At 51.7% G+C, this 813-nt stretch carries 1 protein-coding gene; it reads right to left on the minus strand.

Annotation, left to right across the window (positions count from 1 at the left end; genetic code table 11):
* On the minus strand, window positions 1-813 hold an 813-nt coding region (locus ACFFJP_RS13260), incomplete at both ends, for a TonB-dependent receptor plug domain-containing protein (protein WP_377244771.1).

Here is an 813-nt window from a genome sequence, read left to right on the forward strand (position 1 = left end):
ATTGGTGTCGGTGACGCCTTCGCGCTTGGCGGTGATGGCTTTCATCGTCCAGTCGGCATTGATATCCCAGGCCATTGTCAGCGAGTGACCTTCAGTACGCACCATGTTGGTGGCTGGCATGCTGGTGTTGGAGTCATACACATTCGACGGCGGAGTTTCTTTAGTCAGCAAACTAGGCGTTAAACGGTGGCCGCCTTTTGAATTCGAATCATCTTTGGTTTTGTCGTAGGCAAAGTTGAAACGCAAATTATCCAGGGCTTGATACTGCGCGCTGAAACGGCCGGTGATGATGTCTTTGTTGTAGTTTTCTGCGCCGGTATTGAGGTATTTACCAAAACCGTCGCGGTCATAAAATGCCCCGGCAGCGCCAACAGAAAACTTATCAGTAATGGCTTTTTGCCCGGACAGTTTTAAATCGCGTTGATGGTAGCTGCCGACAGTGCCACGAATGGCAAACTCGTCTTCACCGCTCAGTGGCTTAGTGACATATTTGACCGCACCACCGATGGTGTTACGACCATATAAAGTGCCTTGCGGACCACGTAATACCTCGATGCGCTCGACATCATAGATATCCATCGCCGCGCCTTGTGGCCGCGCCATGTACACGTCATCGATATAAATACCGACGCCCGGTTCAAAGCCCCACAGCGGGTCTTGCTGACCAATACCGCGGATATAAGCCGTTAACGTGCTGTTGGTGCCACGCGACACCTGCAAAGTGGTATTTGGTGATTGTTGCTGGATAGCCGTCAGGTTTTCGATGCCTTTTTGCTTTAAGTCCTCAGCGCCAATCGACGTTACCGCCACCGG

It is taken from the genome of Rheinheimera tilapiae, assembly GCF_042432165.1.
GTDB lineage: Bacteria > Pseudomonadota > Gammaproteobacteria > Enterobacterales > Alteromonadaceae > Pararheinheimera > Pararheinheimera tilapiae.